22 protein-coding genes are annotated in these 25,594 nt (G+C 72.3%); 10 read left to right on the top strand and 12 right to left on the bottom strand.

Features of this window, described 5'->3' with window-relative positions; genetic code table 11:
• Positions 1 to 31: 31 nt before the first annotated feature.
• Positions 32 to 1,546 carry a flotillin family protein gene (locus GA0070614_RS15805; protein WP_088976681.1) on the bottom strand — a complete coding sequence of 505 codons (1,515 nt, stop codon included), beginning with the start codon at positions 1,544 to 1,546 and terminating at the stop codon, positions 32 to 34.
• Between the two features lie 39 nt (positions 1,547 to 1,585).
• Positions 1,586 to 2,128, bottom strand: a complete 543-nt coding sequence (locus GA0070614_RS15800) for a hypothetical protein (protein ID WP_088976680.1) — start codon at positions 2,126 to 2,128, stop codon at positions 1,586 to 1,588.
• 170 nt (positions 2,129 to 2,298) lie between these two features.
• Between GA0070614_RS15800 and GA0070614_RS15795 the strand changes: the two genes are divergently transcribed.
• Together GA0070614_RS15795 and GA0070614_RS15790 are read left to right on the top strand one after the other, a co-directional pair.
• Entirely contained in the window at positions 2,299 to 2,778 is a 480-nt protein-coding gene (locus GA0070614_RS15795; protein WP_088976679.1) for a methylated-DNA--[protein]-cysteine S-methyltransferase, read from the top strand.
• 101 nt (positions 2,779 to 2,879) lie between these two features.
• Positions 2,880 to 3,803: a hypothetical protein gene (locus GA0070614_RS15790; protein ID WP_088976678.1), complete on the top strand. Its 924-nt coding sequence runs from the start codon at positions 2,880 to 2,882 to the stop codon at positions 3,801 to 3,803.
• Between the two features lie 92 nt (positions 3,804 to 3,895).
• On the opposite strand, the gene GA0070614_RS15785 is transcribed toward GA0070614_RS15790, so the two are convergent.
• Both GA0070614_RS15785 and GA0070614_RS15780 read right to left on the bottom strand, forming a co-directional pair.
• Positions 3,896 to 4,975 (bottom strand): inositol-3-phosphate synthase, encoded by a 1,080-nt coding sequence (locus GA0070614_RS15785; RefSeq protein ID WP_088976677.1) that lies wholly within the window; start codon positions 4,973 to 4,975, stop codon positions 3,896 to 3,898.
• A 23-nt stretch (positions 4,976 to 4,998) separates the two neighbouring features.
• Positions 4,999 to 5,637, bottom strand: a complete 639-nt coding sequence (locus GA0070614_RS15780) for a PadR family transcriptional regulator (RefSeq protein ID WP_088976676.1) — start codon at positions 5,635 to 5,637, stop codon at positions 4,999 to 5,001.
• Between the two features lie 174 nt (positions 5,638 to 5,811).
• On the opposite strand from GA0070614_RS15780, the gene GA0070614_RS15775 reads away from it, so the two are divergent.
• The 3 genes from GA0070614_RS15775 to GA0070614_RS15765 all read left to right on the top strand — a co-directional run bounded on the left by GA0070614_RS15775 (position 5,812) and on the right by GA0070614_RS15765 (position 10,859).
• Complete coding sequence (locus GA0070614_RS15775) at positions 5,812 to 6,267, top strand: DUF5318 domain-containing protein (RefSeq protein ID WP_088976675.1); 456 nt, start codon at positions 5,812 to 5,814, stop codon at positions 6,265 to 6,267.
• Between the two features lie 188 nt (positions 6,268 to 6,455).
• Positions 6,456 to 9,233 carry a transglycosylase domain-containing protein gene (locus tag GA0070614_RS15770; RefSeq protein WP_088976674.1) on the top strand — a complete coding sequence of 926 codons (2,778 nt, stop codon included), beginning with the start codon at positions 6,456 to 6,458 and terminating at the stop codon, positions 9,231 to 9,233.
• Between the two features lie 117 nt (positions 9,234 to 9,350).
• On the top strand, positions 9,351 to 10,859 hold the full coding sequence (locus GA0070614_RS15765) for a glycosyltransferase family 87 protein (RefSeq protein WP_088976673.1): 1,509 nt from the start codon (positions 9,351 to 9,353) through the stop codon (positions 10,857 to 10,859).
• Positions 10,860 to 10,983: 124 nt separating this feature from the next.
• Here the strand turns inward: GA0070614_RS15765 and GA0070614_RS15760 are convergent, their stop codons facing one another.
• Together GA0070614_RS15760 and GA0070614_RS15755 are read right to left on the bottom strand one after the other, a co-directional pair.
• Entirely contained in the window at positions 10,984 to 13,134 is a 2,151-nt protein-coding gene (locus tag GA0070614_RS15760; protein ID WP_088976672.1) for a hypothetical protein, read from the bottom strand.
• A 5-nt stretch (positions 13,135 to 13,139) separates the two neighbouring features.
• Positions 13,140 to 13,922: a deoxyribonuclease IV gene (locus tag GA0070614_RS15755; protein ID WP_088976671.1), complete on the bottom strand. Its 783-nt coding sequence runs from the start codon at positions 13,920 to 13,922 to the stop codon at positions 13,140 to 13,142.
• 624 nt (positions 13,923 to 14,546) lie between these two features.
• Between GA0070614_RS15755 and rpsF the strand changes: the two genes are divergently transcribed.
• The 4 genes from rpsF (at position 14,547) to rplI (ending at position 16,191) form a co-directional block, all read left to right on the top strand.
• Entirely contained in the window at positions 14,547 to 14,837 is a 291-nt protein-coding gene (gene rpsF / locus GA0070614_RS15750) for a 30S ribosomal protein S6 (protein ID WP_088643630.1), read from the top strand.
• A gap of 78 nt (positions 14,838 to 14,915) precedes the next feature.
• Entirely contained in the window at positions 14,916 to 15,449 is a 534-nt protein-coding gene (locus GA0070614_RS15745; RefSeq protein ID WP_170839349.1) for a single-stranded DNA-binding protein, read from the top strand.
• Between the two features lie 41 nt (positions 15,450 to 15,490).
• A complete protein-coding gene (rpsR, locus tag GA0070614_RS15740; protein ID WP_007073789.1) occupies positions 15,491 to 15,730 on the top strand; it encodes a 30S ribosomal protein S18 in 240 nt (79 codons plus the stop codon).
• A 14-nt stretch (positions 15,731 to 15,744) separates the two neighbouring features.
• A complete protein-coding gene (gene rplI, locus GA0070614_RS15735; protein WP_088976670.1) occupies positions 15,745 to 16,191 on the top strand; it encodes a 50S ribosomal protein L9 in 447 nt (148 codons plus the stop codon).
• Between the two features lie 85 nt (positions 16,192 to 16,276).
• Here rplI and GA0070614_RS15730 read toward each other — a convergent pair whose 3' ends face one another.
• Entirely contained in the window at positions 16,277 to 17,851 is a 1,575-nt protein-coding gene (locus tag GA0070614_RS15730) for a hypothetical protein (protein WP_088976669.1), read from the bottom strand.
• A 398-nt stretch (positions 17,852 to 18,249) separates the two neighbouring features.
• Here GA0070614_RS15730 and dnaB point away from each other — a divergent pair, with 398 nt between their 5' ends.
• Positions 18,250 to 19,656, top strand: a complete 1,407-nt coding sequence (gene dnaB / locus GA0070614_RS15725) for a replicative DNA helicase (protein ID WP_088976668.1) — start codon at positions 18,250 to 18,252, stop codon at positions 19,654 to 19,656.
• A gap of 15 nt (positions 19,657 to 19,671) precedes the next feature.
• Here dnaB and GA0070614_RS15720 read toward each other — a convergent pair whose 3' ends face one another.
• The 5 genes from GA0070614_RS15720 to GA0070614_RS15700 all read right to left on the bottom strand — a co-directional run bounded on the left by GA0070614_RS15720 (position 19,672) and on the right by GA0070614_RS15700 (position 25,383).
• Positions 19,672 to 20,346, bottom strand: coding sequence for a maleylpyruvate isomerase N-terminal domain-containing protein (locus GA0070614_RS15720; RefSeq protein ID WP_088976667.1), 675 nt, complete (start codon positions 20,344 to 20,346; stop codon positions 19,672 to 19,674).
• Between the two features lie 78 nt (positions 20,347 to 20,424).
• A complete protein-coding gene (locus GA0070614_RS15715) occupies positions 20,425 to 20,838 on the bottom strand; it encodes a TFIIB-type zinc ribbon-containing protein (protein WP_088976666.1) in 414 nt (137 codons plus the stop codon).
• A 29-nt stretch (positions 20,839 to 20,867) separates the two neighbouring features.
• Complete coding sequence (locus GA0070614_RS15710) at positions 20,868 to 21,503, bottom strand: phosphoribosyltransferase (protein ID WP_088976665.1); 636 nt, start codon at positions 21,501 to 21,503, stop codon at positions 20,868 to 20,870.
• A gap of 10 nt (positions 21,504 to 21,513) precedes the next feature.
• Complete coding sequence (locus GA0070614_RS15705) at positions 21,514 to 22,809, bottom strand: glycosyltransferase 87 family protein (RefSeq protein ID WP_088976664.1); 1,296 nt, start codon at positions 22,807 to 22,809, stop codon at positions 21,514 to 21,516.
• A gap of 48 nt (positions 22,810 to 22,857) precedes the next feature.
• Positions 22,858 to 25,383 (bottom strand): putative bifunctional diguanylate cyclase/phosphodiesterase, encoded by a 2,526-nt coding sequence (locus GA0070614_RS15700; RefSeq protein WP_088976663.1) that lies wholly within the window; start codon positions 25,381 to 25,383, stop codon positions 22,858 to 22,860.
• Positions 25,384 to 25,594: the final 211 nt, after the last annotated feature.

The following is a 25,594-nucleotide window of genomic DNA, read 5'->3' as shown; positions in this document are numbered from 1 at the left end:
TTCGCCGGGCGGCCCCTTCGTCGTCGTACGGTCAGCGGGTCTCGACGGTGGTGCCCTCGACGGGCGCCTTGCCGTTGCCGGCGGTCGACGCCGAGCCCAGCTTGGCGAGCAGGCCGGCCAGGTCGATGCCGGTCAGGTCGCTGCCGAGCTGGAGCCCCTGGGCGACGTTGCCGGCGACCGACTTGGTCAGCGACGACGCGCCGTCGGTGGAGATCACGGTCATCTTGTCGATCGCGCCGATCGGGGCGCTGGCCGCCTCGACCACCTGCGGCAGCACCTTGACCAGCAGGTCCAGTACGGCCGCCTCGCCGTACGCGGCGAACGCCTCGGCCTTGCGCGCCATCGCGTCCGCCTCGGCCTGCCCCTTGGCCAGGATCGCCGCGGCCTCGGCCTGGCCCTCCCGCTCGACCGCCTCGGCGATCGCCGAGCGCCGGCGCTGCTCCGCCTCACCCTCCTTGGCGCCCTCGATCGCGTTCGCCTCGGCCAGCGCGGCCCGCCGGGCCCGCTCGCCCTCACCGGTGAGCCGGGCCTGCTCGGCGGCGGCCTGGGCGGCGGCGATCACGGACTGCCGCTGCGCGTCGGCGTTCAGCACCGCCGCGTTGCGGGCCGCCTCGGCCTCCTGCTCCACCTTGTACCGGGCCGCGTCGGCGGGCTTGCGCACCTCGGTGTCGAGCTGACGCTGCTTGAGTTCGGCGTTGCGCTCGGCCACCTTCTGCTGCTCGGAGAGGATCGCCTGGTCCCGCTCGGCCTGGGCGAGCGGCCCGGCCGCCGCCGACTTCGCCTTCGCCGCGTCGATCTCGGCCTGGATGGCGGCCTGCTTGAGCGACAGGTTCCGGTTGGCCTCGGCGATCGCCTCCTCGGCGAGCAGCCGCTCCTGCTCGGCCTGCTGCCGGGCCCGCGCCTCGGCGATGGCCGCGTCCTTGAGCACCCGGGCGGCCTCCGGTCGGCCCAGGTCCTGCAGGTAGGAGCCCTCGGCCAGGATGTCCTGGAGCTGGAAGGTGTCCAGCACCAGGCCCTGGTTGGTCATCGAGTGCTCGGCCTCCTCGGCGACCGCGCTGGCGAACGCCGCCCGGTCCCGGATGACCTCCTCGACGGTGAGCCGACCGACGATCGAGCGCAGCGCGCCGGCCAGCACCTCCCGGGTGAAGTTGTCGATCTCGTCCTGCTGGTGCAGGAAGCGCTGGGCGGCGGCGCGGATCGCGTCCTCGGTGCCGCCGACCTTGACGATGGCGACGCCGTGCAGGTCCGCCCGGATGCCCTGCTTGCTGACCGCGCCCCGGATGCCGACGTCGATACGGCGGCTGGACAGGTCGAGCGACTGGAGCTTCTGCACCACCGGCAGCACGAAGACGGACGCGCCGAGCACGACCTTCTGCCCGGACATGTCGGTGGACCGGCCACCGTCGGCGGTCTGCGTCGTCCGGCCCTTGCGCCCGGTGACGATGAACGCCTCGTTCGGGCCGGCGACCTTGATCCGGGAGAGCACGAAGAGCACGAGCACGAGGACGAGGAGGACCGCGCCGCCGACGGCGATGACGAGGGGCATGGGCAGGTTCCGTCTCTGCGAGGAGGGGAAGGGAGGGGGTCAGTAGGTCTCGACGTGGACGCTGGTCTCGCTCAGCGCCTGTACGACGAAGATCTGCGCGCCGACCGGGATCGGATGGTCCGCGCGGGCGTTGAGCTTCACCGGCTGGCCGGCGACGCGTACCCGGACCTCGCCGTAACCGGCGGCGGGCACCGGCGTGACGACCAGGCCGATGGCGCCGACCAGGTCGTCGCGGGTGGGGGTGGGGTCGGTGCGCATGTTCCGCGCGGCCCGGCTGAGGCGGGCCGCCAGCCAGGCGGTGGGCACGGCCGCGAGCGCGCCGCCGGCCGCCGCCACCGCGACCGTCCCGGCGGTACGACCACCGAGCAGCTCGTTGACGATCGCGGCGCCGAAGCCGAACGCGCCGAGGAAGCCGGCCACCGCCTCGACGGAGACCGGCCCGTCGACGTCGGCGTGACCGAAGTGGAACAGTTCGGTGCCGAGCAGCGAGAGCGCCAGCACGGCGACACCCGCCCCGCCGATGATCAGGAAGATGAAGGTCCCCGTGGCCACGACCTGCACCGTATCGACGTCGTGCAACATTTCCGGGCCGTGATCTCCGCCCACCTCCGTCGCGCGTCCCCGCGATGTGCGGCGTGTCGCGGTGTCCGGCTCTGCGGACACCGGGACATACCGCATCCGGTGTCGATCAGCGGGGCCGGGCGTAGTCGGCCGCGCTGGTGGTCCGCTCCGGGTGGAGGAAGAATCGGCGCATGCGCTGGACCGTGCTCGACTCGCCGATCGGGGAGTTCTCCGTGGCCACCGACGACGAGGCGGTGTGCGGCGCGCACTTCGGCCGGGTGGAGTCGGCGGTCGACGAGCCCGGTGACGCGCTGGCCCGGCGGACGGTTACGGAGCTGCGGGCGTACTTCGCCGGGGAGCTGACCGAATTCGGCGTGCCGGTGGCGGCCCGGCGCGGCTCCGAGTTCGAGCGCGCGGTGTGGCGGGAGATGACCCGCATCCCGTACGGGGAGACGCTCACCTACGGCGAGGTGGCCCGGCTGGTCGGCGACCCCGGTGCCGCACGGGCGGTCGGGGTGGCCTGCAACCGCAACCCGGTCCCGGTGCTCGTGCCCTGCCACCGGATCGTCGGCGCGGGTGGCAAGCTGGTCGGCTTCGGCGGTGGCGTGGAGCGCAAGGTGAAGCTGCTGGAGCTGGAGGCCGGCGTCGCCCTCCGGCGCGCCTGGTCCTGAACTTCCCGAGATCCGGTTGCTGTCCGGGTGCAACCCGGTGCCGCGGTGGGACGTTCCACCGGCACGAGGTACACCGCACCACGACCACGGGGAGAAACATCGTGAGCAACGACCAGGACCGCACCCTCGACCGCCGTCTCCTGCTGCGCCGCGCCTCGACCGTCGCCGCCGGTCTCGCCGGCACGGCGGCGGTGGGAGCCGCGACCGCCGGGCAGGCCCAGGCCGCACCGGGCGAGCCGGTGCTCCAGGGGCAGGTCAACGAGGCCGGCACCCCCACCACCCTGCGCGGCGGCTCGCTCACCTCCGCGCCCCTGCGGCTGGAGAACACGACTGTCGAGACCGATCCGGACGGCGTCCCGTTCTCAGGTCCGGCCCTGCGGCTGACGCCGACCGGACGGGGCCTCGGCTGGCACGCCGAGGTGGGCTCGGTCTCGCTGGACACCGCCGGGACGATCTGGGCCGTGACCAGTCCGGGCCTGCCACCCATGGAGGGCAACTTCGTCGAGTACGTCCGGACGAACGCCAACTCGAACGAGCTGGTTCCGGTGGTGCCGCAGCGGGTGATCGACACCCGGACCGCCGCCGGTCGGAAGAGCATCGTCAACCCCGCCGGCAACCTGGACAGCGCCGGCCGGCTGCTGCGCGGCCACACGATCCAGGTCAACCTGGACGACTACGTCTTCCTCGGTGAGGCCGTGTACGGCAACGTGACCGTCACCGGCGCACTCGCCGCCGGTTTCCTGCAGATCTTCCCGGACCCGGGCCAGCGTCCGCCGGCCTTCTCGTCGATCAACTTCCAGGCCGGTCAGACCCTGTCGAACTTCTTCCTGACCGGGATCAACCCGCTGGCCGACCAGATCTCCGTGCACGCGCAGCAGACCACCCACGTGATCCTGGACGTGGTCGCGTTCGTCGTCGCGTCCGGCAGCGTCAACCCGTCGATCCTGCCCTCGAGCGGCGGACTGGCGGCGGAGGACCAGCGGGCGCAGTTGGCCCGGCGGACCAAGCCGTCCTGGGCGAAGTAGCGACGCGTACGCGCCGAGGGCCGGGTCCGTACGGACCCGGCCCTCGGCCGTGCTGGTGCGGGTGTGCGCCCGCCCGGTGGAGCGTCAGCGCGTCAGCGCTCGACCTCGCCCTTGATGAAGGACTCGACCGCGGCGTGCGCGTCGTGGTCGGCGTACTGCACCGGCGGGGACTTCATGAAGTACGAGGAGGCGGAGAGGATCGGGCCACCGATCTTCCGGTCCAGGGCGATCTTCGCGGCCCGGACGGCGTCGATGATGACACCGGCCGAGTTCGGCGAGTCCCACACCTCGAGCTTGAGCTCGGCGTTGAGCGGGGTGTCACCGAAGGAGCGACCCTCCAGGCGGATGTACGCCCACTTGCGGTCGTCCAGCCACGGCACGTGGTCCGACGGGCCGATGTGCACGTCGCTCTTGCTCATCTCGTGCGGGATCTGCGAGGTCACCGACTGGGTCTTCGAGATCTTCTTCGAGACCAGGCGGTTGCGCTCCAGCATGTTCATGAAGTCCATGTTGCCGCCGAAGTTGAGCTGGTACGTGCGCAGCAGCTCGACACCGCGGTCCTCGAAGAGCTTCGCCAGCGCGCGGTGCACGATGGTGGCGCCGACCTGGCTCTTGATGTCGTCACCGACGATCGGCAGGCCCGCGTCCTCGAACTTCTTCGCCCACTCGGGGTCGGAGGCGATGAAGACCGGCAGGGCGTTCACGAACGCGCAGCCGGCGTCGATCGCGGCCTGCGCGTAGAACTTGTCGGCCTGCTCGGAACCGACCGGCAGGTAGGAGACGACGACGTCGACCTGGGCGTCACGCAGCGCCTGGGCCACGTCGACCGGCTCGGCGTCCGACTCCTCGACGATCTCGCGGTAGTACTGGCCCAGACCGTCGAAGGTCGGGCCGCGCTGCACGCTGACGCCGGTCGGCGGCACGTCGCAGAGCTTGATGGTGTTGTTCTCGCTGGCGACGATCGCCTCCGCGAGGTCCATGCCCACCTTCTTGGCGTCCACGTCGAACGCCGCGACGAACTCCACGTCCGATACGTGGTAGTCGCCGAAGGTGACGTGCATGAGACCCGGGACGCGGTCGTTCGGGTCGGCGTTCCGGTAGTACTCCACGCCCTGCACGAGGGACGAGGCGCAGTTACCCACACCGACGATGGCGACGCGGACGGAGCCCATAGCGTCTGCCTCCTTCTTCTTCATCACGGCCGCTCTGTCCTGGACTCTCCAGGCGGGGGCGGGCTGTTGTTGTCTCGTCGGCCGCCGGCCGTCCCGGGCTGCGGGACTGTCGGGGCACGGCCGGAGCGCTCGTTGGCGATGAGCTCCTCCAGCCAGCGGACCTCGCGCTCACAGGCGTCGAGCCCATGGCGTTGCAGTTCCAGGGTGTACGCGTCGAGGCGCTCGGCTGCCCGGCCCAGCACGTCACGAAGTCCTTCGCGACGCTCCTCGATCGTGCGGCGGCGACCCTCCAGGATGCGCAGGCGGGTCGCCTGGTCGGTCCGGGCGAAGAACGCGAAGTGCACGCCGAAACCGGTGTCGTCGTACGTCTCGGGCCCGGCCTGGGCGATGAGCTGGGCGAAGCGTTCCTTGCCCTCCGCGGTGATTTTGTAGACCACCCGACCGCGTCGGCTGGTCAACGCGGGAACCTCCTCGGCGGTCGCGGGTGTCTCGTCGGCCTCGGTTATCCATCCCGCCGCCTGCAGCCGGCGAAGGGTCGGGTAGAGCGAGCCGTAGCTGATCGCCGCCCGGATCGCTCCGAGCTTGGCGGTGAGCTCCTTGCGCAGCTCGTAACCGTGCATCGGAGACTCCTGCAGGAGGCCGAGGATGGCTAGCTCGAGCACGGGCCATCCTTCCTACCCCCGGCACAGGGCCGTTAACCGTCTCGATGTATCGGACCGATACATCGCACGTTAGTACCTCATCCGCGATCAGGGCAAACCCCCGTTCCGCGGTGTCGTCATCACGGATCGTGACGGCGGTCGCCTCACCCGTCCGGACCGCGTACCCTTCACCGCATGCGTACGCAGCGCCAGGTGGTGGACTACTCGCTCCAGAAGCGGGCGGTGCTGCGTGAGCTCCTGGCCGGTCGGGTCGGCACCTACGACGTCTGCGACGCCTCGCCGTACCTGAAGAACGCGGCTCGTTTCCACGGCGAGCCGACCGAGCAGCGCTGCCCGATCTGTCGCAGCGAGAACCTCACCCACGTCCACTACATTTACGGGGACGAACTCAAGCAGTCCGCCGGACAGGCGCGGAACCTGGCCGAGTTGCCCGTGTTGGCGATGACGCTGCGTGAGTTCCAGGTCTTCGTGGTGGAGGTGTGCCTCGGCTGTGACTGGAACCATCTCGTCGAGCAGTTCCTGCTCGGCCGGGACGGGCTGGCCGAGGACGGGTCGGAGCAGGGTGCGGCGGGCGTGAACGCCCCCGGCGCGGGCCCGGCCCACGGGCGAAGGCGAGAGGCGCAACGGTGATCCTGGCTGGACCGGTCCTTCCCGGCGTCGACGACGCCGGGTACCCGGACCGACAGCTCGATGGCCCGATTGGTCCGATTGGTACGGATGCGGCGCTGCCCCTGCGGGGGGCGGCGCCACGTGTGTCAACTCACGGCAACCCGGTGGCGGCGCCCCCGCGCCCCACCGCGACCGGCAGGGTGTGAGGAATGAACTCGTACGGCGATCCCAGTTCCCCGCGTGCGCGGGCCCAGGTTCCGGGTGCGAACGACGGTGCGGCCCCCGCGGGCCGGGCCTCGGTCGGCTCGGGCGGTGCGCCCACGGGCCGGGCCTCGGCGTCGGTGCCGCCGCGCCAGCCCGGCGCCGCCGGCTCGGCGTCGGTGGGGCGGGCCGGTGCGGGGCGGGCCTCCGTGCCGGTGTCCCCGGCGCCCGGCGGACGCGCCGGCGCCGGACGCGCCTCGGTCCCGGTCTCCCCGGCCCCCGGCTCCTCCGGGCGGGCGAGCGTCGGCGCGGCGGCGGTCGGTGGGCGCGCCAGCGTCGGCTCCGCCTCGGTCGGCGGACGGGCGGCGGTGGCCCGGGCGGGTGTCGCGCCGGTCTCCGGCGGCGGCCCGGGTGGTCCCGGTGGCCCGGGGCGGGGCGGCCGAGGTGGCCCCGGCGCGGGTGATCCGCAGGCGGCGGCCCGGGCGAAGAAGCGCAAGCGGATCAACATGCTGATCGCCAGCTTCGCGGTCTTCATCATGCTCGCCGGTGTGAGCGTGATCGGGTTCACCTACTACTCGACAAACGTGGTGCTGCCCAACGAGGTGCCGCTGCCGCTGTCCACCACCATCTACGCGCAGGACAACAAGACCCAGCTGGCCAAGCTCGGCGACGAGAACCGCACCTTCGTCACGATCGACGACATCCCGACGCACGTGCAGGACGCCGTCGCCGCCGCCGAGGACCGGAACTTCTACGAGCACTCGGGCGTCGACTACAAGGGCATCGCCCGCGCCGCGTGGAACAACCTCACCGGCGGCGACAAGCAGGGCGCCTCGACGATCACCCAGCAGTACGCCCGCAACGCCTACGAGAACCTCAAGGACGACACCTACGCCCGGAAGGTGAAGGAGGCGATCCTCGCCTCCAAGCTCAACGAGAAGTACTCCAAGCCGGAGATCATGCAGCACTACCTCAACGTGATCTACTTCGGCCGAGGCGCGTACGGCATCGAGGCGGCGGCGCAGACGTACTTCGGCAAGCGGGCCAAGGACCTGGACGTGGCCCAGGGCGCCGTGCTCGCCGCACTGATCAAGCAGCCGGTGGCGAGCACCGCTCCCGGCGGCCACAAGGGCTACGACCCGGCGGTCAACCCGGTCGAGGCGCAGCAGCGCTGGACGTACGTCCTCGACGGCATGGTCGCCAAGGGCTGGCTCAACGCCGCCGGCAAGCCGCAGCGGCCCACCGAGTACCCGACGAAGTCACTGCTCAAGCCGAAGGACGGCGGCGCCGGATTCGGCGTGAAGACGCCCCGGGGCAACGTGGTCAACTACGTCCGCGAGGAGCTGGAGGGGTGGGGCGTCTGCACCAACTCCAACGCCCCCGGCAAGCCGAGCTGTGTGGACGAGCTGCGCGACGGTGGCTACCGGATCCAGACCACCATCGACCCGAAGCTGCAGAAGGCCGCCGAGGACGCCGCCCAGCGCAAGAAGGGCTCGGAGACGTTCCCCGAGCCGAAGAACCTGATGGCGGCGGTGGTGTCGGTCGAGCCGAAGACCGGCCGGGTGCTCGCCTACTACGGCGGCGACTCGGGCGCCGACTTCGACTACGCCGGCAAGAACGTCGACTCGGGCGGCAACCTCACCGGTGGGCACCCGCCGGGCTCGTCGTTCAAGGTCTACACGCTGGCCGCGGCGATCAACGAGGGCATCTCGGTCAAGTCGCACTGGGACGCCACCCCGTTCAAGCCGGAGGGCTTCAAGAACCCGGTGCAGAACGCCGGCCGTGACGTGAGCAAGACCTGCGGCAAGTGGTGCACGCTGGAGTTCTCCACCATCCAGTCGTACAACGTGCCCTTCTACCACGTCTCGGAGAAGATCAAGCCCTCCAAGATCATCGACATGGCGAAGGCGGCCGGCATCACCACGATGTGGACCACCTCCGACAACCCGCCGAAGCCGGTCAACCTGCTGAAGAGCAAGAGCGAGGACGTCGCCCCGCACCCGTTCTTCCACGTGGTCGGCTACGGCCAGTACCCGGTGACCGTCCTGGAGCACGCCAACGGCCTGGCCACCCTGGCCAACCACGGCGTCTACAACAAGGCCCACTTCGTCATCAAGGTGCAGCGGCAGAACCGCGACACCGGCAAGTGGGAGGTCGTCCCGGGCACCGGTGAGAAGCGCAACCCGAAGCAGCGGATCCGGCCGGAGGTCGCCGACGAGGTGACCGGTGTGCTCAAGCAGATCCCCGGCCCGAACAACCGCTCGCTCGATGGGGGCCGCGACGCCGCCGCCAAGACCGGCACCTGGGAGTACGACAGCAAGAGCAACGCGCACGCCTGGATGGTCGGCTACACCGAGCAACTCGCCACGGCGGTCTGGGTCGGCAGCCGGGACCCGAAGAAGCCGAGGATCCTCGACCGCAACGGTAACGACATCGGTGGTTCGAAGCTGCCCGGAGCGATCTGGGAGCGGTACATGGACGACGCGCTCAGCGGCAAGGACAAGATCAGCATGCCGAGCGTCACCGGCATCGGCGACCAGAACGCCGGCAACGGCGAGGAGCCCGCGCCGCCGCCCGTGCCGAACCAGCCCCAGCAGCCGCAGGACTGCGGTCCGCTCGGCCTGTTCTGCCCGCCCAACGGCGGCAACCAGGGCCCGACCAACCCGGGTAACCCGGGCGGCGGCAACGACGGCGGCGGCGGCAACGACGGCGGCGGCGGCAACGACGGCGGTGGCGGCAACGGGGGCGGACTCCTACCGACGCTGTCACCCCGTATCCGCGAGTAGCCCCACGCGACACCGCCGTCGGCGGCCGGACCTCACGTCCGGCCGCCGACGGCTTTTTCGGGAACTTGCGCTCCGGGAGGGGACGCACACCCCCGCCGTACGGCAGGATGCCTCTCCATGAGCACCCAGTCGACGGCCGGCATCGACGACGCCGGGAGCAGCGACCACCCGTCCCGGTCCGACGGCTTCGTCCGCGGCGTGTCCGAGGCGATCGGTGGCCCGCTCGGTGACCACGCCGTCGCGCTGGACCGGCCCGCCGGCCGCGAGCGGCGGTTCTGGACGGCGACCCGGATCGTGCTGGCGCTGGCCTGCCTCACCCTGGCGCTGCACTGGGTGCAGAAGTCCCCCTGCCAGGACGGCGCCTGGCAGAACAACGTGCAGTACACCCGGCTCTGCTACACCGACGTGCTCGCCCTCTACTACGCCGAGGGGCTCAACGAGGGCAAGGTCCCCTACCGGGACCACCCCGTCGAGTACCCGGTGCTCACCGGCTACTTCATGGGCGCCCTCGGCCTGCCGGTGCACGCCCTCGGCGTCGACGACCCGCAGATCAACCAGGGCCGGTGGTTCTACAACCTCAACGCGCTGACGCTCAGCGCGTTGGCGGTGGCCACCGTCGCGATGATCCTCGCCCTACGCCGACGCCGACCCTGGGACGCCGCCCTCTTCGCGCTGGCGCCGGCGCTGCTGCTCACCGCCACGGTCAACTGGGACTTCCTCGCCATCGGACTGGCCGCCTTCGGCCTCGCCGCCTGGGCCCGCCGGCACCCCGCGTTGGCCGGCGTGCTGCTCGGCCTCGCCGGCGCGGCCAAGATGTGGCCGCTGTTCGTGCTCGGGCCGATCCTGGTGCTCGCCGTACGCGCCGGTCGGCTCCGAGCCGCGCTGACCGCCCTCGGCACCGCGCTGGCGGCTCTCGTCCTGGTCAACCTGCCGGTGGCCATCCCGTACCGGGAGAACTGGAACCGGTTCTTCGAGTTGAACACCGAGCGCCCCATCGACTGGGGCACCCTCTGGTACATCGGGCGGTACCTCGACGGCAAGGTGAACACCGGCGTGCCCGGGGACCAGGGGCCGTTCCAGTGGTTGAACGCCAACATCCCGACGTTGAACTACCTGTCGTACGCCCTGTTCCTGCTGGCCTGCCTCGGCGTGGCCGCGCTGGCGCTGCTGGCGCCCCGCCGTCCCCGGCTGGCCCAGCTCGCCTTCCTGGTGGTCGCCGCGTTCCTGATCTTCAGCAAGGTGTGGTCGCAGCAGTTCGTGCTCTGGCTGCTGCCGCTGGCCGTGCTGGCCCGCCCCCGGTGGGGCGCCTTCATCGCCTGGCAGGTCGCCGAGATCGGCTACTTCACCGCCTTCTACGGCGAACTGCTCGGCGCGGCCACCAGCCGGCCCGTCTTCCCCGAAGGGGTGTTCGTCCTCGCGGCGACGCTGCGCCTCGGCACCGTCGTGCTGCTCTGTGTGCTGGTGATCCGGGACATCCTGCACCCCGAACGGGACGCGGTGCGCCGCACGTACGCCGACGACCCGGACGGCGGCGTCCTCGACGGCGCACCCGACGTCCCGTGGCTCGCCGACCGCCGCAACCGACCCGCAGCACCCGAACCGGTGCCTGCCACCACGCCCACCTGAGAGGCGCGCGAGTCCCAGACGACCTCGGGCACGTCAGGTTCTCGGGGCAGCCCCACCGGCGTAGGGATCAAGCCTGACCGCCCGGAGCCGGTGGGGCTGCCCCGAGAACCCCACCGACGACGGCTCAGAGACGGAACACGACGGCGTCGCCGATCTCCTCGCGGGTGATCCCGAGCTGGTCGACCGGCGCGTCCACGGTGACCTCCCACGGCGTGCCGACGATCTGGTCGCGCAGCAGCACCACGTTGCGGACGCCGAGGATCCGCAGGTAGTCGATGCTGGTCCGGTCGGGGAAGGCGAGCGTCACCCGGCGCACCTCGTCGAGCTGGGTCGGGGTGAAGCCGCTGCCGCCGTTGACCACGTCCTGGAACCGGCTGGTCGTCCAGAGCATCACCGGCTGGTCCAGGTTCTGACTGCTCGGCAGCACCAGCATCGGGCCGTCCACCGTACGCATGGCCACCGGCTGCTCGGGCACCGCCGGGTGCGGCGTCACGTTCAACCCCTCGACCGTCACCAGCAGCAGCGGCAGCAGGGCGACGGCCCGCAGCCAGGGCGACGGACGGGCGGCGGGACCCTCGGCGCCGAGTTCGCGTACCCGCTCGGAGAAGGCGGTGACCGCACCGGCCGCGAGCAGGCCGAGCAGGAGGGTGGTCCAGAGCATCAACCGGCCCGGGGTGCGCAGGCCGTTCCAGCCGGGCAGGTGCTCGAAGAGCGGCGCGTAGGTGAAGGTGCCGTCGAAGAACCGGGTGCCCATCGCCAGCACCAGGGTGACCAGCACACCGGCGAGCAGCAGCAGCCGGTGCCGCAGCCGCCAGACCGAGACGAACAGCCCGCCCGCGGCCAGCGCGTAGAGCACGAAGCCCGGCAGCAGGGTCATCTCCGGGTGCCAGGGCAGCGTCTCCCGGGCCCCCTCGTGCAGCGCGCCCCAGATTCGCGACTCGGGCGGCGCGGTGAGGAAGCCGATCGCCGGTGGCGAGTAGACGCCGATGTCGCCGAGCGTGCGCTCGGCGTTCGGGTGCAGCTCGGCCACCCTGAAGAACGGGATCGCCAGCAGCACGCCCACACCGGCGAAGGTCAGGCCGCCGATCAGGTCCGCGACGAGCAGGCGGGTGCCGAACGGGCGCTTGACCGGCCGGACGACGTACCGCCGCAGGAACCAGATCGCCGCCGCGACCAGCACGATGCCCGCGAGGACGTACGCGAACACCAGGCCGATCCCGAAGCCCAGGCTGAGCTGCCAGGCGGCGACCAGCCAGCCGGCGTGCGTCCAGCCGGTGTGCCGGCGCTCCGGCCGGTAGCCGTGGCGCAACGACCAGCCGTGCCCCCGGGCCAGCATGGCCAGCGCCAGCGGGATGCCGCCGTTGGAGACGATGTGCAGGTGACCCGCCTGGGCGAGCAGCCACGGGGCGTAGGTGTAACTCACCCCGGCCACCGCCGCGCCGGCCCGACCCGCCCCGAGCTGACGGGCCAGCACGTACGCCCCGAACGTGGCGAGCGCGTGGGCCAGCACGAAGATGATGTTGTAGCGCAGCACCGCCGCCTCCGGGCCGGTGCCGATCATGCCGGCGGGCGCGTAGCCGAGCAGCATGTCGGAGAAGGCGAAGCTCCACGGCTCCGGGAAGAACGTGTTCGAGTGGAACAGCTGGGCCGGTTCGGTCCGCAGGGCGTGCCCGGACCAGGCCATCTGCCACGCCTGGAGGCTCGGGTCCCAGTAGTCCTGGGGCAGTGTGTAGAGCGGGTAGCGCAGCGTCGGCCAGGTCAGCGCGGCGGCGAGCGCCAGCGCGGCCAGGGCGGCGAGCGTCCACTCGTGCCCGAGCAGCCGGCCGAGAGCCCGTGCGGCGCGACGGGGGCGCCCGGGGACCGGCTCCGGGGCGGGGGCGAACGCCGACCAGGGGTCCGCCGGCGCGGCGTCGTCCTTCTTCTCCGCGTCGTCCTTCTTCTCCGCCTTTTCCGCGTCGCTCTTCTTCGCGCCGTCCTTCTTCGCGCCGCCCGTCTTCTCCGCGTCGCCTGCCTTCTCCGCGTCGCCTGCCTTCTCGGCGTCGCCCGTCTTCTCCGCGTCGCCCGTCGTACCCTCGGGGGCCTTGTCGCCGGTGGCCTCCGGACCGTCCGGGCGGGCGGTCGGGGTCGCCGCCGCGTCCCCGGACGCGTCGCCGGCGGCGGGTGGCGGGTCGGTGTGCGTGCTGCCGGTGTCAGGGGTGGCGCCCCCGCCGTCGGGGCCGTCGGGGCCGTCGGTCCGTCCGGTCGGCCGGCCGCCGTCGGTCGTGTCGGTGGTCATCCGGCTCAGGCCCCCGTCCCCAGCCGCTCCCGCAGGAAGGCGATGTCCGCCGCCTGTCCCGCCGCGCCGCCGGGCGTCTCGACGATCACCGGCGCGCCGGCCGCCCGGATCACCGCGACCACCAGGTCCGGGTCGATGGTGCCGCCGTCGAGGTTGTCGTGCCGGTCCTGACCGGAGTTGAAGGCGCCCTTGGAGTTGTTGGCGTGCACCAGGTCGATCCGTCCGGTGATGGCCTTGACCCGGTCGACCAGGTCGAGCAGCTCCTCGCCACCGGCGTGGGCGTGGCAGGTATCCAGGCAGAAGCCGACCTCGTGGTCGCCGAGGGCGTCCCAGAGCCGGGCCAGCGCGTCGAGCCGCCGGGCGCAGGCGTTCTCACCGCCGGCGGTGTTCTCGATCAGCACCGGGAGCGGCAACCCTCCGGAATCCGCCGCGTACGCGAAGGTCTTGCGCCAGTTGTCGAAGCCCACGGCCAGGTCGTCGCCGGCGTTGACGTGCCCGCCGTGCACGACCAGCCCCTTCGCGCCGATCTCCGCCGCCGCGGCCGCGTGGCCGAGCAGGAGCTTGCGGCTGGGGATCCGGATCCGGTTGTTCAGGGTGGCCACGTTGATCACGTACGGGGCGTGGACGTAGAGGTCCACGTCGGCGGCGCGCAACCGGTCGGCGTCCTCCCGCGGTTTCGGGGCCTTCCAGCCCTGCGGGTCGGAGAGGAAGAACTGCACCGCCCCGGCGGAACGTGAGGCCGCCTCCGCCAGCGGGTCGGCCTGGTCGACATGGGCTCCGATACGCATGCAGGGGAGCCTACGTCGCCGCACCGACGCCTGGGGTGACGGTCGTGGGGAGTCTCGGCGCCCGCCGCGTCACCGTCCGGGCCGGTGGTCGTTGAGCGGGGTGGGATCGACGCTCGGCTCTCCCGGATCCTGCGGTCGCAGCCGTGGTGGTCGATCCCGGTGCGGGGTCACCCCCGTCGTGCGGCCCGGCGTCGGGGGCGGGACCCGTCCCGCCGAGTCACCACTCGACGACAGAATCTCGGACGAATAGTTGCAATTCCGCCATCTGGGTACGAGAGCCGTTGTACCGTCAGATAACAACAGGATGAAGCTCCGCGGGGCGTCCTCGATCCAACCTCATCGGTGTGGTCGTTCCTCCCCAGGTCCCACCCAAGGAATGCGGACGGGACGCCCCGCGGCCTCGTGGACAGGGGTCCGCCGCCGGCCTTCGGGAGCCGACGCGGGCCCCTGTCGCCGTGTCCGGACCGGCCGTCACCACCTGCCCGGGCATGATCGTCCGGACCGGGTATCCTGGTGCGGTTGTCCGCGTCCGGCCGGGTCCCCCCGGTGCGGGAGCGGGCCACGACGCAGACCTCCTGCCACGGAAGGACCGTGGCCGCCTAGCCCACAGGAGGTGAGTACGTCTTGCGTCATTACGAAGTCATGGTGATCCTCGACCCCAGTCTCGAGGAGCGCACCGTCGCCCCGTCGCTCGACACGTACCTGAACGTGATCCGGACCGCGGGTGGCTCGGTGGAGAAGACGGACGTGTGGGGCCGCCGGCGCCTCGCGTACGAGATCAACAAGAAGGCCGAGGGCATCTACGCCGTCGTTGACCTTCAGGCGACGCCGGAGGCGGTGGCCGAACTGGACCGCCAGCTGCGGCTCAACGAGTCCGTGCTGCGCACCAAGGTCATCCGGCCGGAGATGCGCTAAGCATTCAACCCGGTTCGCCCGGATCAGCCTCATCGGCGCTGTCAGAGGGTTCTGAGAGCCTGTACGGCAGAACGATGAGTGCGCGAGGAGATGGTCATGGCAGGAGACACCACCATCACGGTCATCGGCAACCTGACCGATGACCCCGAGTTGCGGTTCACCCCGTCCGGTGCGGCGGTCGCCAAGTTCCGGGTCGCTTCGACGCCCCGGTTCATGGACAAGGCCTCCGGCGAGTGGAAGGACGGCGAGCCGCTCTTCCTGGCCTGCACCGTGTGGCGGCAGGCGGCGGAGCACGTCGCCGAGTCGCTCCAGCGGGGCGCCCGTGTGATCGTCTCGGGTCGGCTGCGTCAGCGGTCGTACGAGACCCGCGAGGGTGAGAAGCGCACCGTCATCGAGCTCGAGGTCGACGAGATCGGCCCGTCGCTGCGCTACGCCACGGCGAAGGTGCAGAAGATGTCGCGCTCCGGTGGCGGCGGCGGTGGCTTCGGCTCCGGCGGCGGTGGTGGTCAGGGCGGCGGCGGAGGCAACTTCGACGACCCCTGGGCCTCGGCCGCGCCCGCCCCCTCGCGCGGTGGTTCGGGCGGCAACTTCGACGAGGAGCCTCCGTTCTAATGGCGCCGAGCGCCCGCGATCGCAAACCAGGAGCACGAGCAATGGCCAAGGCTGCGGCACTTCGCAAGCCGAAGAAGAAGGTGAACCCGCTCGACAAGGACGGGATCACCTACATCGACTACAAGGACACCGCGCTGCTGCGCAAGTTCATCTCCGACCGCGGCAAGATCCGCGCTCGGCGGGTGACCGGCGTCACCTCGCAGCAGCAGCGCCAGATCGCCCGTGCGGTCAAGAACGCCCGTGAGATGGCGCTCCTGCCGTACACGGCGACGGCCCGCTGAGAGGAGGCACCGACATGAAGATCATCCTGACCCAGGAAGTTTCCGGTCTCGGTGCCCCCGGCGACATCGTCGAGGTCAAGAACGGCTACGGCCGTAACTACCTGCTGCCGCAGGGCTTCGCGATCGCCTGGACCAAGGGTGCGGAGAAGCAGGTCACGCTGATCAAGCGGGCCCGCTCGGCCCGCGAGATCCGCGACCTCGGCCACGCCAACGAGGTCAAGGGCCAGCTCGAGGGCCTCAAGGTCAGCCTGAAGGCCCGCGCCGGTGACGGTGGTCGGCTCTTCGGCTCGGTCACCCCGGCCGAGATCGTCGACGCCGTCAAGGCCGCCGGCGGCCCGGTCCTCGACCGGCGTCGGCTGGAACTGCCCGGTCACATCAAGTCGACCGGCTCCTACCCGGTGCGCATCAAGCTGCACCCCGAGGTGACCGCCAAGTTCGACCTCAACGTCGTCCAGGGCTGACACCCGACAGCACGACGGAAGGGCCCGCACCGGCAACCGGTGCGGGCCCTTCCGCATCTTCCACGAGCCGGCGACGCCGGCCAGGTCAGCCGATCGGCTGACCGGTGAACGCGCTGATCATCACGGTGGAGAGACCACCACCGACCACGGCTGCCGCCAGCGCCACCGTCGCCGGCCGCCACGTCGTACCGACCCGGCGCAGCAGCCCCGCGACCACCAGGCTGCTCACGAACGCCAACCCGAAGCGCGGCGCCCCCGCCACCAGGGACCCGAAGGCGTGCGCCCGCGGCGAGTCGCACCCACCGCCGCTGATGTCCGTCACACAGCCGGCGGGCGCCTGACCGTCCAGGGTGAGCAGCCACAGGAAGACCAGCACCGCCGGGACCAGGTAACAGGCCGCCGTGTAGACCAGCGGACGCAGCGGACCACCCGGATCCGGGTCGAGCAGGTCGTCCTCCAGCCGGCGGTTCCACCCACCGCCGGCACCCACAGACTCGATCCGGTCCCGCCAGGACGGCGCGGCCGCCGGGGCGACCGGCTCCGGCCGACGCCGGGGCGCCGAGCGCGGACGCGGCGCGCTGTACGCCACCGCCGGAGAACGCGGCGCCGACGGCGGCGGATCCATCCACCGGGGATCGTCCCCGGCCAGGCGGGTGCCCGACCAGAAGCCCTCCGGCTGCTCCGCCCACGGCCAGCCCGCACCCGTGTCCGGCTCCGCCGACTGCGGCGGAATCGTACGGTCCCAACGACCGACGTCCGTGCGGTCCTCGTCCCAGGGACTCGTGTCGGCGTACCGGGCCCGCCGACCGGTCCCGGCGTCCCGCAGCCCGGCGTCGGTACGGTCCCACTGCGCGGTGTCGCTGAACCGGTCGAACTGGCCGGTGCTGTCCCCCCAACCGGCCGTGCCGCCCGCCCGGTCCCACGGGTCGTCACCGCCGGAGCGCTGCCAGACGTGCACCCCGGAGGCGTCCCACGGGTCCACCGCGGGCGGGGGCTCCGGCTCGACGGCCCGTTCCGCTCGGCTCCACGGATCCACCGCCGGGCGGGCCCAGGAGTCGTCGGCGGTCGCCCGACGGCTGCGGCGGGTCGGCCGCTCCGGCTCACCGTCGTCCGTGGCCGGCTCACCCTCGGTCTCCTCCAGCCCGGACCAGATCACCTGGGGGCGTCGGGTGGCGGAGCGGCGCGGGCGGGCCGTCGGCGCGGGCGAGGAGACCGGGGAGTCGTCGTCGGCGCGCCGGCTGCCCACGTACCCCTGCTCCTGCGGGCGGTCGAAGGTCCACTCACGGGTGTGGTCGTCCGCCTCGGGCGCCGCGCCGATCGCCCGGAGCTCACCCCAGGTGCGCTCGGCGCGTCGCCGCGCCGCGCGTCGCCCCGGGCCGGAGACGGGCCGGTCGTCGTCCTCGTCGTCGTCCGGGGCGGCGTGGCGACCCCGCCCGTCGGCGTGCGCGATCCCGGACTCCACGGCCCACTGCGGCAGGTACGCGTCGACCGGCTCCTGCTGGCCACGCTCGATCGCCCGACGTCGGCTCGGCGTACGGCGCCGCTCCGCTCGGGTGGAGTACGGGTCGGCCGGGACCGGCTCGCCGGGGCCCTCCCACGGAGCGATCGGCCGGCCCTCGCGCGGGCTGCCCTCCCCGCGCTCCCAGTCCCGGTAACTCACGGCCGGAGCGTGACCCTTCTCAACCGAAAGTGCAATCCGCTGTCCAGGTGTAGCCGTTCGCAGCAGATAGTACGGGAAATCCGGCCCAGAAGCCGCACCGGAAAATATTCGTCCACAGGGTGGGGATCAAGTTTCCGCAGGTCAGACGATTATGGCCCGGAATTCCCCATCCGTTGTCCACAGGCTGTGCACACGCTACGCACACGGTTGTCCACTCGCGTCCACAGGTTGTCCCGAGGCTCGTCCACCGCCGCTCTTGGTGCGCTGACCTCGGGTTCCGTATCGTGGGGCACCGACCGGTCGCGCGATGCCCCCCGATCGACCGGCCCGGTCCGATCGGAAGTTGTCGTACCTGGCCGGTAGAGCTGGACTCGACCCGACGCAGTGGAGGGGGATCCGTGTCGGTCACCGACGACATGCGGGCGGAGCCCCGGGCCGGCGGGCAGGGGTCCGCCCCGGCGCAGCGCGAGGGTCAGTTCGACAAGACCCCGCCGCAGGACGTCGCCGCCGAGCAGTGCGTCCTCGGCGGCATGCTGCTCTCCAAGGACGCCATCGCCGACGTCGTCGAGATCCTGAAGACGAACGACTTCTACCGGCCGATCCACGCCACCATCTTCGACACGATCCTCGACATCTACGGCCGGGGCGAGCCGGCCGACGCGATCACCGTCGCGGCGGCCCTGGCCGACTCCGGTGACCTGGCCCGGGTCGGCGGCGCGCCCTACCTGCACACCCTCATCGCGAGCGTGCCGACGGCGGCGAACGCCGCGTACTACGCGCGGATCGTCGGCGAGCGCGCCGTGCTGCGCCGGCTGGTCGAGGCCGGCACCCGGATCGTGCAGCTCGGCTACGGCACCGCCAACGGCGGCAGCCGGGACGTCGACGACATCGTCGACCTGGCCCAGCAGGCCGTCTACGAGGTGACCGAGAAGCGGGTCAGCGAGGACTTCGCCGTCCTGGCGGACATGCTCCAGCCGACGCTGGACGAGATCGAGGCGGTCGGCGCCCAGGGCGGCGTGATGACCGGCGTGCCGACCGGCTTCACCGACCTCGATCGGCTGCTCAACGGCCTGCACCCGGGCCAACTTATTATCGTTGCAGGGCGACCTGGTCTGGGCAAATCGACCGCTAGCATGGACTTTGCCCGAAATGCGGCTATCCGCGCCAACCAGGCGGCGGCGATCTTCTCGCTGGAAATGAGCAAGGTCGAGATCGTCATGCGACTCCTCTCGGCCGAGGCCCGCGTCCCCCTGCACGTGCTGCGCAGCGGCCAGCTCTCCGACGACGACTGGACCAAGCTCGCCCGCTGCATGGGCGAGATCAGCGAGGCGCCGCTCTTCGTCGACGACACGCCGAGCATGAACCTGATGGAGATCCGGGCCAAGGCGCGAAGGCTCAAGCAGAAGCACGACCTCAAGATGATCGTGGTCGACTATCTCCAGCTGATGACCTCGCCGAAACGGACCGAGAGCCGGCAGCAGGAGGTCGCGGACCTCTCCCGTGGCCTGAAGCTGCTGGCCAAGGAGGTCGAGTGCCCGGTGATCGCGGTGAGTCAGCTGAACCGTGGCCCGGAGCAGCGTACGGACAAGCGACCCCAGCTGTCCGACCTGCGTGAGTCGGGCTCGATCGAGCAGGACGCCGACGTGGTCATCCTGCTGCACCGCGACGACTACTACGACAAGGAGTCGCCCCGGGCCGGCGAGGCGGACTTCATCGTCGCCAAGCACCGAAATGGTCCGACCGACAGCATCACGGTCGCCGCCCAGCTGCACCTGTCCCGCTTCGTCGACATGGCGGTCGTCTGAGGGCTCGACAGTCGCTCAACCGAGCAGCGGGAACCAGCCCGCCGCCTCGCCCAGCTCCCACCGGTCCCGGTCGGTCAGCGGGGTACGGCCGGTCGCCTTGAGCAGGTAGTCGGCGTCCGACCAGGCGGCGGGGCGTACGGCGTCGTCGCTGAGCAGACCGTCCATGGTGGCCACGGCGACCGCGGTGGCGAGCGGGCCGGGTGGCGGCGCGTCGGGCAGGTCGAGCGTCAGGTCGAGGTGATGGACGCCTGCCTCGGTGGTCAACGTGGCCAGCAGGTCCGCCACCCGCAGCACGTGACCCTGGGTGGTGACGTGGGCGGCCGGGTCGGCGGCGGTGGCCGCGCGCACGGCGGCCGGGGCGGTGTCGCACCAGAGCCGGACCACGCCGGTGGGCCGGTCGAAGGCGGCCGCCGAGCGGCGTGCCCACCAGGTGTGCCGGGTGTCGTCGCCGCCCGGCGGGAACGACCGCCAGTAGCTGACGTCGTCCACGTCCGGCGGGCCGTCGGCGGGGCTGGCCAGGGCGACCAGGGCCCGCTGGGCGTCGCAGAGGACGTGGAAGAGAAGGTCGGCGACGAGCCAGCCGTGGCAGCGGGTCGGCCGCTGCAGGTCGGCGTCGTCCAGCCCGCGGACCACGTCGGTGATCCCCTGGTACGCCTGGGCCAGCGCCTCGTGCTGCGCGATCGGCCTCATGGCTGACAGCCTGCCACGGGTCGCCACGAACGGCAGGACGCCGCCGTGGGCCGGGCGGCCCGGCCCACGGCGTGCGGCTCAGCCGAACATCTCGTCCAGGAAGCTCTTGTGCTTCTTGCGCTTGTAGTGCCCGTGGTAGCCGTGGTGCTGCTGCTGGTGCCCGGTGTGGCCGTACGCCGGCTGCGGCGGGTAGCCGGGGGCGGGCGGGGGCGGCGGCGGGGCGGCCGGGTAGCCCGGCTGGTGCGGGGGCGGGGGCGGCGGCGGGGCGTACCCGCCCTGGGCGTGGGTGTGCTGCGGGGCGGGGGCGTGGGGCTGCTGCCCCGGCGCCGAAGGGCTCTGCTGCTGGTTCCAGCGGGCCTCGGCCTCGAAGAGCTTCTCGAGCTCGCCGCGGTCGAGGAAGATCCCTCGGCACTCCGCGCACTGGTCGATGACGACGCCGCTGCGCTCGTACTGGCGCATGTCTCCGTGACACTTGGGACAGGTGAGCTGCATCGCTCGACGGTACCCGGTCGGAGCGAACTTCAGGCGGTGGCGATGAGCGCCTCGCCGACCTCGTCGTCGGAGACCTCGTGGAAGTCCTCGTAGTAGGCGCCGACCGCGCCGAAGCCCGGTGGGCGCTGGGCGCAGATCACCTGGTCCGCCTCGGCGGCGAGCATCTCGTACGCCTCCTGGGAGCCGACCGGCACCGCCACGACGACCCGGCGGGCGCCGAGGTGGCGGGCGACCTGGACGGCGGCCCGGGCGGTGGCGCCGGTGGCCAGGCCGTCGTCGACGATCACGGCGGTACGGCCGGTGAGGTCCAGCGGTGGCCGGCCGGCCCGGTAGCGGGCCTCCCGGCGTTCCAGTTCGGCCTGCTCCCGGCGTTGCACGTCGGCGACGTCGTCCGGGCCGAGTTGGGCGGCGACCGGGTCGTTGAGCACCCGGACGCCGCCGGGGCCGAGCGCGCCGAAGGCGACCTCGGGGGCGAACGGCATGCCCAGTTTCCGGACCACCAGCACGTCCAGCGGCGCGCCGATCCGGTCGGCGACGACCCGGGCCACCGGCACGCCGCCCCGGACCAGTCCCAGCACGACGACGTCGGGTTGCCCGACCAGGCCGGTCAGTCGTTCGGCGAGCTGCCGGCCGGCGTCCTCGCGATCGCGGTAGGTGCTGCTCATGTCTCCAGGTCTACGCCCTGGGGGCGGCTCCTGTCGGCGAAACCGGGACTCCGGTCGGGGTGAGCGCGGGCGCCCACACCAGCAGGGCGAGCGGGTAGAGCAGGTAGCCGAAGCGGGTGGAGGGCATCAGTCCGATTGCGGCCAGCAGGCCGTACCCGCAGACCAGCGCGGTGGCGGCGGCGGTGCGTGGCGGGCGGCGCAGCAGCCGGACGGCGATGGCCAGCCCGGCGGCGACGAGCAGCGCGCCGGCGACCACCCGGCCGGCCGGCAGCGTGGTCGCGACGAGGTGGCCGGGGAAGGGCGACTGGGCGGGGCTGGTGACCAGGCCGTGGCCGAGCGGGAAGCGCAGCACGTTCTCGACCAGGGCGTCCCGGTCGACCAGCAGGGCCGGGACCAGGGCGAGCAGCGGCAGTCCGAGCGCGCCGGCGCTGACCCGCAGCCCGGCCCGGCGGGTGGCGCCCCAGAAGATCAGGACGAGGGCGACGGGCCAGGCGAAGAGCTTCAGCGCCCCGGCGAGCCCGACCGCGACGCCCGCCGCGCCGGGCCGCCCGGCGGCGGCGAACGCCAGCGCGAGCAGGCAGAGCGCGAGTACGGGCAGGTCGTCGCCGCCGGTGGCGAGGGTGAGCGCGCAGACCGGCAGCACGGTCGCCGCCTGTACGCCCCGCAGCACCGTCGCCGGGGCCGGCCGGTCGGTCGGGAGGCGGCGCGGGTCGCGCAGGACGGCCACGGCCAGGGCCAGCACCAGCGCGGTGACCAGGGCGAACCAGACCCGCGAGTCGGTCCACCAGGCGTCGACGGCGGCCCGGGGCAGCCCGAACAGCGCCATCCCCGGCTGGTACGGCGTGTAGCCGAGCAGCCGCTCGTCGGCGGGGAGCGCGGCGATGGCGTCGTGCCCGAGGTACGGGGTGCCGGTGTCGGCCAGCCGGATGCCGGCGTGCTCGACGACCACCACCTCCTCCTGCGCCCGGTCGGTACGCCCCGACGCCCGCTGCACGCTCTGCGCCACCAGCGGCAGCAGGGCGGTGGTGGCCCAGGTCAGCCCGGTGACCGCCCAGCGGACCGGGGTCGCGGCCAGTGCCGGACGGGACCGGCGGGCGAGGAGTTGCCCGGCGACCAGCAGGGCGGCGAGCAGGTAGCCGAGCGCCGCGACGCTCCCCCAGGCCCGGTGCGGCGGCAGGGTGGAGGTGACGGCGGTGACCGCCGCGAAGGCGGCGGAGACGGCGTACAGGCCCAGGTCGAGGGCGAGACCCCCGGCGGCGGAGTCCACCGCGCGCCAGGTGCGGGCGGCTCGGTCGGGGGCGATCACGCCGGCAAGTCTGGCAGACCGGCCGGGTGCGGCCCGGCGGGCCCGAGGTCAGGCCGGCAGGTGCGGAAGGCCGGTCGCGCGGCCGCGGCCGGGCTGGCGACGGCCGGGGGCGAGGCGGATGACCGCGCCGGTGTCGTGCAGCGGCGGGACGAGACTGCCCGGACGGCCGCCCGAGCCGCGCTGGAGGGCGGCGAGGAGGGTGCCGGCGGGCAGTGGGCGGGCGAAGAGGTGGCCCTGTCCGGCGGCGCAGCCCAGCTCCCAGAGGGCCCGGCGCTGCGGTTCGCTCTCGACGCCCTCGGCGACCACGGTCAGGTCGAGGCTGCGGCCCAGGTCGAGGGTGGAGCGGATGACGGCGGCGGCCTCCGTCGACCCCTCCATCGCGGTGACGAAGCTCCGGTCGATCTTCAGTTCGTGCACCGGGATGCGGGAGAGCAGCGAGAGCGACGAGTAGCCGGTGCCGAAGTCGTCCAGGGCGAGCCGGACGCCGGCGTCGCGCAGCCGGCTGAGCACCCGGTCCACGACGTCGAGCTGGCTGAGGGTCAGCGTCTCGGTCAGTTCCAGCACCAGCCGGTCCGGCGGGAGGTCGTGCGCGCGCAGCCGGGCGAGCACCGCGCCGGGGAAGCGGGCGTCGAGCAGGCTGCGGGGGGAGACGTTCACCGAGACCGGCAGGTCGAAGCCGGCGGTACGCCAGCTCACGGCGGCCAGCAGCGCCTGGTCGAGGATCGCCTCGGCGAACGCGGGCAGCAGGCCGGAGCGTTCCACCGCCTCCAGGAAGCGCAGCGGGTCGATCATGCCGTGGGTGGGGTGGTGCCAACGGGCCAGGGCCTCGGCGCCGGTGACCTCGCCGGTGCCCAGGTCCACGATCGGTTGGAAGTTGACGGTGAACTCCTGGTCGGCCACCGCTCTGGGCAGTTCCCCGCCGAGGGTGAGCCGGCCGAGGTCGGCGGTGTCCCGGCCCGGGGCGTACGTGGCGACCCGCTGCCCGGCCCGCTTCGCCTGGTACATCGCCACGTCGGCGCGGCGCAGCAGCTCGGGCATGCCGCCGCTGGCCGGTGCCGCCGCGATGCCGCCGCTGGCCTCCACGCTGATCCGCATCCCGTCCACGTCGAACGGCTCGTGCAGGACGCCGATCAGCGCCTCCGCCCGGTGCGCGGCCACCGCGGGGGCGGGCAGGGCGCGCAGCAGCACCGCGAACTCGTCGCCGCCGAGGCGGGCCACCAGGTCCTCGTCGCGAGCGGCGCGGCGCAGCCGGTCGGCGACCTGGGTGAGGACCTGGTCCCCGGCGGCGTGGCCGAGGGTGTCGTTGACCTCCTTGAAGTGGTTGAGGTCGATCAGCACCAGCGCGGTGACGCCCTCGGCGTGCCGGGTGGCGAGCTGTTCGGTGCCGCTCTCCAGCAGGTGCCGGCGGTTGGCCAGACCGGTCAGCGCGTCGTGGGTGGCGGCGTGCTCGTGCTCGGCGGCCACCCGCGCCAGCTCCGCGTACGCCTGCGCGTTGCGCACGGCGGTGCAGAGCGCGGAGGTGAAGGTGCGCAGGGTGTACTGCTCCCGTTCGGAGAGTCGCACCGGGCCGCGGAAGCGCAGCCGGAGGGTGCCCACGTCGGCGGTGCGGTCGTGCCCTTCGAGGCGGGCGTCGACCACCGCGCCGTCGACCGGGCTCGGCTCACCGGCCGGCCCGTCGTACGTGATGGTGCTGCCGGCGCCGCGCACCGTGCGGCCGCCGTCGCGCAGCGCGATCTCGACCTCGTCGGCGGAGAAGAGCTCGGCGGCCTGGGTGACCGCGGTGGTGAGGACCTTGTCCAGGTCGACCACGTTGAGCGCGTCGGTGGTGCGGGCGAGCCGCTGCCAGGCCTGCTGCTCGGTGCGGGTGCGGATCCGGGTGGAGTAGCCCAGGTGCAGGCTGAGCACCAGGGGTGGCATGGCCAGCAGCAGCCGGGGATCGGCGCGCAGGACGAGCAGGGTGCAGACGACGACGACGAAGCGGACGGCGTAACCGGCGACCCGCAGGTCCAGGTTGCTGCGGAACTGGTGGGAGATCCGGTTGCCGGAGGCGAGGGCGATCACCGGGATCGCCAGCACCTCGTCCATGACCACGGCGACCAGGTACACGACGGCCAGGGGCGGGATCATGTCCCACGGCTGGGCGGGCAGGCGGTCCCAGCCGACGGCCGAGAAGACCACTCCGGCGACCGCTGCCATCAGGACGTTCTTCCCGACGCCGAAGGCCAGCTTGATCGGCGGTAGCTGGAGGGACGCCAGGGCCACCCCGATCGCCGTGCACAGGATCACCCACGGGGTCGGCGCGATCGCCACGGCGATCACCAGCGCGGTCTCGTTCCAGCTGATGGAATGTGTCGTGGACCTGATCCGGATACGTGCCTTGAACAGGGTGCCGACCGTGATGGTGAAGGTGAGCATGACCAGGGTCGACACGCCGGTGGCGCTGGACAGCAGCGGGGTGGGGAACGCCTCGCGCAGCGAGGCCGCAACGACGATCGCGGCCGCAACGACGACGAGACCGACCAGCAGCGTCAGCCGCCTATCGGTCTCATTGTCTCGTCGCTGGGAAAGGGTCATGTCCCTCCCGGTGACCGCCTCCGCTGTCAGCAGCCTACCTCCGGACCGGTCCGGACCCCAGGGGTCGAATTCAGTTCCAGTCGTTACCGCGCATGTCGCTGCCTTTCCACCCGGCGCCTCCCGAAGGTGGCGGTAAGCCGTATGAGTGATGATTGGCAGCCTAAGTTAGGAAGCGACTACTTAGCAGGGATAAATGTAACTATATTCAACA

The organism is Micromonospora coxensis (genome assembly GCF_900090295.1).
Lineage (GTDB): Bacteria > Actinomycetota > Actinomycetes > Mycobacteriales > Micromonosporaceae > Micromonospora > Micromonospora coxensis.
Note: the sequence above shows the minus strand (reverse complement) of the source record. Positions and strands in the feature narration are given on the sequence as shown.

Coding starts and splice junctions, on each gene's coding strand:
- GA0070614_RS15720 (WP_088976667.1), bottom strand. CDS start 20,346: ATGAGGCCGATCGCGCAGCACGAGGCGCTGGCCCAGGCGTACCAGGGG.
- GA0070614_RS15700 (WP_088976663.1), bottom strand. CDS start 25,383: ATGACCCTTTCCCAGCGACGAGACAATGAGACCGATAGGCGGCTGACG.
- GA0070614_RS15765 (WP_088976673.1), top strand. CDS start 9,351: ATGAGCACCCAGTCGACGGCCGGCATCGACGACGCCGGGAGCAGCGAC.
- GA0070614_RS15710 (WP_088976665.1), bottom strand. CDS start 21,503: ATGAGCAGCACCTACCGCGATCGCGAGGACGCCGGCCGGCAGCTCGCC.
- GA0070614_RS15805 (WP_088976681.1), bottom strand. CDS start 1,546: ATGCCCCTCGTCATCGCCGTCGGCGGCGCGGTCCTCCTCGTCCTCGTG.
- rpsR (WP_007073789.1), top strand. CDS start 15,491: ATGGCCAAGGCTGCGGCACTTCGCAAGCCGAAGAAGAAGGTGAACCCG.
- GA0070614_RS15755 (WP_088976671.1), bottom strand. CDS start 13,922: ATGCGTATCGGAGCCCATGTCGACCAGGCCGACCCGCTGGCGGAGGCG.
- rplI (WP_088976670.1), top strand. CDS start 15,745: ATGAAGATCATCCTGACCCAGGAAGTTTCCGGTCTCGGTGCCCCCGGC.
- GA0070614_RS15775 (WP_088976675.1), top strand. CDS start 5,812: ATGCGTACGCAGCGCCAGGTGGTGGACTACTCGCTCCAGAAGCGGGCG.
- GA0070614_RS15770 (WP_088976674.1), top strand. CDS start 6,456: ATGAACTCGTACGGCGATCCCAGTTCCCCGCGTGCGCGGGCCCAGGTT.
- GA0070614_RS15715 (WP_088976666.1), bottom strand. CDS start 20,838: ATGCAGCTCACCTGTCCCAAGTGTCACGGAGACATGCGCCAGTACGAG.
- GA0070614_RS15795 (WP_088976679.1), top strand. CDS start 2,299: ATGCGCTGGACCGTGCTCGACTCGCCGATCGGGGAGTTCTCCGTGGCC.
- GA0070614_RS15800 (WP_088976680.1), bottom strand. CDS start 2,128: ATGTTGCACGACGTCGATACGGTGCAGGTCGTGGCCACGGGGACCTTC.
- GA0070614_RS15785 (WP_088976677.1), bottom strand. CDS start 4,975: ATGGGCTCCGTCCGCGTCGCCATCGTCGGTGTGGGTAACTGCGCCTCG.
- GA0070614_RS15760 (WP_088976672.1), bottom strand. CDS start 13,134: ATGACCACCGACACGACCGACGGCGGCCGGCCGACCGGACGGACCGAC.